Annotated in this window: 3 protein-coding genes; all 3 read right to left on the bottom strand. The window is 37.5% G+C overall.

Annotated elements, in window-relative coordinates; genetic code table 11:
- Positions 1-43: 43 nt before the first annotated feature.
- Positions 44-1006 (bottom strand): hypothetical protein, encoded by a 963-nt coding sequence (locus ACIQ0D_RS10540; protein ID WP_395805395.1) that lies wholly within the window; start codon positions 1004-1006, stop codon positions 44-46.
- A gap of 135 nt (positions 1007-1141) precedes the next feature.
- On the bottom strand, positions 1142-2062 hold the full coding sequence (locus tag ACIQ0D_RS10535) for a PorP/SprF family type IX secretion system membrane protein (RefSeq protein ID WP_395805393.1): 921 nt from the start codon (positions 2060-2062) through the stop codon (positions 1142-1144).
- Between the two features lie 10 nt (positions 2063-2072).
- On the bottom strand, positions 2073-7052 hold the full coding sequence (locus ACIQ0D_RS10530) for a gliding motility-associated C-terminal domain-containing protein (protein WP_395805391.1): 4980 nt from the start codon (positions 7050-7052) through the stop codon (positions 2073-2075).
- Positions 7053-7076 lie beyond the last annotated feature (24 nt).

The following is a 7076-nucleotide window of genomic DNA, read 5'->3' as shown; positions in this document are numbered from 1 at the left end:
AGTTGCCTGCTGCATCAATAATTTGTCGTACTTTATTCTCTACTTAATAAAAACGACTCCCTAAAATCATGTGGTTAGGATCATACCTCTTGATACTAGCACTGACAATAGAAAAATACTTATCGGCAACAAAACCAAGAAAATCTGCACGATCTTGATCAGTAATATTTTGAATTTCAATATTTCGGGAACTTAACCACTTTTTTGCTGCCTGATGACCATGGTCTTTGGAAGGAAGGCTTAAGTAAGAATCTAAATTTTTAAGGCTAAAAGGTAATTCATTATCAGTAAAATACCCATATAAGTTTTGATCATCACGATACTTGACAATTTTCTGTGCCAGTTTATCGCAGAAAACCTCAAATTCTGGGTCAAAAACAAATATTGCATTTTTAGGATAGCCTTTATGCCCTGCTTGTTGATAGGTGCCCCCTCGCTTATTCCCATATTCACTCATCATATTTAACATAACAGAATAGGCAATAGGCTTTTTTGAACTTTTATTGTAGGCAAGTATAGCGTCAGTATTAGACCAAGACCCAGAACCATTAAATCCCTGCGCCGACAAGGTGTCTAACGTAGTTTTTATCCAATTAAAATCATTGCCAAATTGAGCATTGAAACCTTTTATATTTCTGTCAGACTTTCCTTGAGTAATGCTGTTTACAGCGACATGCAATCCCGCAAAACCCTCAGGATCAATACTCCACCACTTTCCATTTATTTTTTCAGTCCGAAAGAAACCCGTACTTTTTGTTTTGATGTTTTGCTGACTTCCATACTTATTAGTCATGGATTTCTGATTGCTTAATTTACTTGACAAGCCAGCCACTGTCCTCGTTGGAAAACTACGCCACTCACTAAAGCTAATTTTATCTCCCTGCTTTGAACGCACTTTTGCCAAAACATTGGTTGAATCTGCTTGATTATTAGCCAATAAAAAATTAGTAACTAATAATAGACAAGTTAAAAGCGCAAAAAAACGTGTGAGGGAATAACTATTCATGAGGGCTCTATTTAACAATTTGAAAATTGTTGAATTTTACAAAAACATCCAATACAGGTTAAATATGCAAACAAATTGTAGATGATATAGAAGCAATAGCTCTAAATATTTACGAAAACGATTGCATTTTTATTCCTACTTTTTCGACAGATTGGTTTTAAGGCCAAATTCAATTGCATCACGTTGAACTCGTTCAAAAACAGCACTTGAAGAATGATAAATCGCTTGAAGAATAAAGCCTTGTTTAAGGTTTACATTTAATCCCGTTGAAAAACTTTTGTCGCTATGGTAGAGGCCAAGGAAGCCAACAGCGTCATCAACTAGATTAATTTTGGCGCCGATATCAACCCTGCTTTTGGTATTCTGTATTTTAGTGTAAGCAATCATTGGCTGAAGATTCAGTCCATTATCTTGACTACTTAGTTTTATGCGGTAATTAGCTGCCAAATACGCCAATTGATTGAAACCTTCATTTTCTGAGTCACCAATTAGTTGATTTAAGTTAGGTAATGCAACTTGTAGGGTAAAACGTTCAGATGTTAATGCTGTACCAAAATCCACATCAAAGTTTGATTTTCTATTATTGAATTCCATTGGAAATGGATCATCCAGATCAGTAATCATTGCCGATTCGATATCAACTCTAATATTACTGAAACCCGGAGAAAGCCCAAAGCGTAAATTACTTTTCTCATTCAGTTGTACATGATAAGCATAAGTGAATTTAATCTGTTTGGAGGATAGTAAACCAGCTCTATCATTTTGAAAAATAATACCAAAACCTGATTTGCCAGCTTTTACGCTTGCTGAAACTGCTTGAAAATCAGAACGAACGGAAGCGCCTCCCTGAGCATTATTTGCGTTCACACTATAAACCATATTTAAATCTAAACCCTTGGCTTCACCTGCAAAGGCAGGATTTACGAAATATGGATTTTGAAAATATTGAGCATAAATAGGCCTCAATTGCCCATAAGACAACTGAGAAACCAATATTATTGCAACTAACAGACTTAACCTAGTGGCAAAATAAAAATTAAATGAGTATGCATTCATAATCGTGTAATTATCTTAAAATCGTTAAATATCCTTGAGTTGTACCCCTGCTTTCGCCCAGATAAATCACATATAGATAGGTGCCAGTCGGTAAGTAATCACCGTTAAAGGTTCCATCAAATGAGTTATTATATCTTTTTTTGCGATAAATTTCTTTGCCAGAAGGGTACAATATCTTCACCTCATTGTCTGGATAAGACTCTATGTTTTTAATAATCCACAAATCATTTTTTCCATCACCATTTGGGGTCATCATTGTCTGAGGTGTAATTTTATAATCATTATCAACTTCTATGGTGATACTTTCTGTCGCAACACAACCATTTGCATTAGTCACCGTAACCGTAAATGTTGTAGTTACATCTGGCTTCACTATTGGATTAGGAATATTTGGATTATCTATCCACTGGTAGATGTTAGGCGACCATTTATACGTTACACCATTAAATGCGTTTAGTTGCGTAGTGAAGCCCTTGCTAATTTTTGTTCCTTCAGTAGAAGTTACTGAAGGCACTGGTAATGGATTTACAGTTACTTGAATAGCTTGAGATGTTGTTGTTACGGTACCCCAATTTACTCTTGCTGTATATAGTCCACTTTCTGAAGCAATATATTGTTGCGCATTTGCCCCAGCAATTGCAATTCCATTTCTGAACCAACTATTACCTGAAGCAACATTTGTACTCAATGTAACCTTGTTTCCTATACAAAAAGTAGTTGGGCCAGCAGCTGTCAGTATTGGTAGCTTAATTGAAGTAGCTTTGGCAGCATCCGTAGTTAAATAATTATAAGTACTGGCATTTGTTCCATCCCATGTATAAGGAATCAAAAGATAATTATAAGATTGAGAATTAACTAAATTGGTAATGTTAAAACTAGTAGCAGTACCCGAAACAGAACTACTTAATATAAAAGTATTGACACCTGCTGTAGGAACTTCTCCATTTTTACTAGCAAATGTAGGTACATTATTCTCAGCAGAATATAAAATTACATAGCCCTTAACACTTGCTCCCGTAGCTGGGAAGCTTGCTGCGGTCCAACTTAAATCAATTTTAGTCCCAGAACTATTATTTGATAAGGCCGTAAAATTATTTGCCTGTACAGTTACAGGATTTGAGAGTGTTCTAAAGGTTTTATTCTCGCCGTACTGCGTGCCTGCATTATTGGTAGCATAAGCCCTCATATTATAAAGCGTTTGCGGATTCAAACCTGTAATTTCACTAGTAAAATCAGAAGTGGCTGTACCTGCATCTAATTTATTATCGGCGGTTGTTGGATTTATACTTGTACTCCACACCACACCTTTAGCACTTAATACTCCGCCGCCATTTTTTACATCAGAACCACCACTTGAAACAGAATTATAGGTAATGCTTGTAGGACTAAGGGTTGTAACAGAACTTGGCTTGGCAAAAGTTAATTCATCAAAAGCTATTAAATTTGTAGTGTAATAATTACGCGTTTCCAAGTTAACACCATCCCAAGTATATGGAACCAGTACGAAATTATATCTGGTATAAAAATCTAATCCGCTAACCTGATAAGAATTTGCCGTTCCAGAAATCGCATCACTTACTATAATTGTATTAGCAGCCGCTGCCGGAGCTACTCCATTCAAATTGGTAATTGAAGGAACATTTGGATGATTAGACCTTAGTAAAAGGTAGCCAGAAACGGTAGCTCCCGTTGCAGGGAAACTTGCGTTTGTCCAACTGATATCAACTTTATCTTGAGCAATTGCCACTGCAGTATGATTGCTAGTAGCAGATAAAGCAGGACTAGAACGCGTCCTAAAATTGACATTTTCACCATAAGCTGTTCCGTTGCTATTAGTAGCATAAGCTCTAATATTGTAAAGCGTTTGCGGACTCAAAGCAGTTATTTCGCTAGTAAAATCGGAAGTCACTGTTCCTGCATCTTGCTTATTATCTGCAAGTGTTGGATTTATACTCGTACTCCAAACCACACCTTTAGCACTTAATACTCCGCCGCCATTGTTTACATCACTTGCACCACTTGAAACAGAATTATGAGTAATAGCTGTTGGAGATACTGTAGATATAGAAGGTGGACCCGGTAAGGTTAAAGCATCAAATGCTATTAAATTTGTAGTATAATAATTACGCGTTTCTAAATTAACCCCATCCCAAGTATATGGAACCATTACGAAATTATACCTAGTATAAGAATTAAGTCCGCTAACTTGAAAAGTACCTGCCGTGCTAGCAATCGCATCACTCACAATTACAGTATTAGCAGCCACCACTGGAGCTACTCCATTTGTATTGGTAAGAGAAGGAACATCTGGATGATTAGCCCTCAGTAAAAGGTAACCACTTGCTGTTGCCCCTGTGGCAGGAAAACTTGCTGCTGTCCAGCTGATATTAACTTTATCTTGAGCAGTTGCCACCGCTGTATTATTAGTCGTAGCAGCCAAAATAGGTGTGGATAATGTTCTAAAGGTTAAATTTGCACCGTATTGCGTACCTGCATTATTGGTTGCATAAGCTCTTATATTATAAAGTATTTGCGGACTTAATCCTGTTATTTGGCTAGTAAAATCGGAAGTAAGAGTACCTGCATCTAGCTTATTATCTGTAAGTGTTGGGTTTGCACTCGTGCTCCATACCACACCCTTAGCACTTAGCGTACCACCGCCATTATTCACACTCGTACCACCACTTGAAACGGAATTATGAGTAATAAATGTAGGAACAGCAGTAACAACAGAACTCGGTTCAGATAAGGTAGTAGCATTGAAAGCCACTAAATTTGAAGTATAATAATTACGGGTTCCTAAATTAAGGCCATCCCAAGTATAAGGAACAAGTAAAAAATTATATTTAGTGTTTGCATTTAAACCATTTACTTGAAGTGAAGTGGCTGTATTAGCAAGTGCATCATTAACAATTATTGTATTTGATGCAGCTACTGGAGCTAGTCCATTTGCATTAGTAAGAGAAGGAACATCTGGATGATTGGCCCTCAATAAAAGGTAGCCAGAAGCCGATGCCCCTGTTGAAGGAAAACTTGCCACTGCCCAGCTAACATCTACTTTGTCTTGAGCGACAGCCACTGCAGCATGATTAGTAGTTGCCGACAAAGCAGGTGCTGAAAGTGTTCTAAAACTAGACTCAGTAGAAAGGAATGTTTGGGATGAACTTACACCATATCCTTTGAAATAATATAAAGTTTCTGGATTTAAAGCAGTACGTTCATGACCAAAGGTGCCTAGCGCTGTACTTCCCTCAACTAATTTATTATCTGTTGCTAAAACCCCAGCTGTTGAGGAATAAACAGTACCTTTTTCAGTAATTGAACCAGCTTCAGGAGCAATAGTGGCACCTAAAATAGCAGATGTTGGACTAATATTACTTGCAAGTGGACTATTAATTACACTAGCTTGGGCACTAATGGCAATATTGTCTAAAGCAAAAATACAACTCAAAGCATTCCATGTTACCCACCTAATCTGAACATTGGGTTGATTGTTGCAATCTGCGGGAAGTGTTAGATTAACAGCTAAGCTACCAAGAGCATCAACTTTAGTTAAGGAGCCAGAAATTGTAGTCCAAGTACCAGAATTACCAAGTCGATACTGCGCAACTACTGCACCGCCTGAATCCCCTACCTTTTCTACCCTGACATCATAATTTAAATTAATACCCGATTGGCCAATGGTATTGATAGCCATAGCTAATTGAGGGCTATTAGTAGATCTTACTAAAAATCCAACTGAAGCATTAGTAAGAGAATTTGCATCAGGAACTCCGTAGCCATAAACTGCATTTGAAGGAGTTAAAGAGGTTGTTAAGGCTGTAGTCCTCGATGTTACACTACCCTTAGCATATGGCGAGGATGATTCTGCTTGTGATTGACTTGTAAATACACTAGCTGTACGCCAAACTACAAATCCACTTGGCAAAGTGCTAAATGCAGAATTACCAAAATCTTGTGTATAAGGAAGAGTTTGTGGAGCGGGAGTTTCTGGTGCATCAAGAACTACTAAATTTGCAGAAGTAGAACCAGATCCATATGCACCGCCTGCAGCTTGTGTTGCGGTAATGGTTGTAGTTCCTGCACCAATAATTGTAACAGTTTTACCACTAATAGTTGCAACAGCAGGATTACTACTTATATAAGAGAAGGTTGCGCTTGGATCTGTACTATTACTCGCTGGGTCTGTTAAAGTAAAGGGAGCATCTCCTACTACTTTAGGGCTTGTTACTGTTAAAGTGCCGATAGTTGGAGCAATTGGTCCACTTGAAACAGTTGTCACTCCTGAAATACTTATTGGACTAATGGTAAAAGCTGAACCAGCGCTCCCCGAACTATTATTTCTCCAAATCAAAATCCTAATTTTAAAGGAGCTACCATTTGCAACATTGACACTCGCAGGTAATGAAAATGAAAAAACATTAGCTGCAGTAATAGAAAACAAAGATGCATTAGGTCCAGTATTGGCTGTTGCACCACTACTTGTTGTAGATGGAGTAAAACCTGTAAAAGTAGCCCCACCATCTACCGAGTAGCCAGCTGTCATCACCCGACCTGAGGTGGTAACATTTGGGGTGCTAATGTTAAAAGATAAAGTATTAACTGTCATGGTATTACCAGTTGTTGGACCTACAGTAAACTCTATGTAAGGAGTAATTGGAGAAGTTGCACCAACAGAATTGTATAAAATGTCAGCAGCTGAGGCAGCTTTACCTTGAATACCCGTTCCAGTCAATCCATTTGCAGTAAAAGTATGAGGTGTGGCAGATCCAAAAATACCTCCAGTACCAGCTACATACACTGGGTTAGTTGCGTTTTGGGCAATAACATTACCTGTGGTATTAGCAACTAAATCTGCGCTCAAAGGCCAATTAGCTGTAAAGGCTGTTTGCGCATTAACTTGTTTTGAAGCAATAATTAACAGTAAAGCAATAAAAAAAGAAGGAAAAAAGGTTTTTGCTTTAATATCCTGAGGTATATATTTTCTCATTTGGATTTATTTTTAATTTAAATT

Origin of the sequence: Daejeonella sp., from assembly GCF_044342615.1 — a bacterium.
In the GTDB taxonomy this organism is placed as follows: Bacteria; Bacteroidota; Bacteroidia; order Sphingobacteriales; family Sphingobacteriaceae; genus Daejeonella.
This window is presented reverse-complemented; position numbering and strand designations above follow the sequence as displayed.

What these genes read in the sequence shown, in the direction of transcription:
- ACIQ0D_RS10535 (WP_395805393.1), bottom strand. Translation starts at nt 2,062, where the DNA reads ATGAATGCATACTCATTTAATTTTTATTTTGCCACTAGGTTAAGTCTG.
- ACIQ0D_RS10540 (WP_395805395.1), bottom strand. Translation starts at nt 1,006, where the DNA reads ATGAATAGTTATTCCCTCACACGTTTTTTTGCGCTTTTAACTTGTCTA.
- ACIQ0D_RS10530 (WP_395805391.1), bottom strand. Translation starts at nt 7,052, where the DNA reads ATGAGAAAATATATACCTCAGGATATTAAAGCAAAAACCTTTTTTCCT.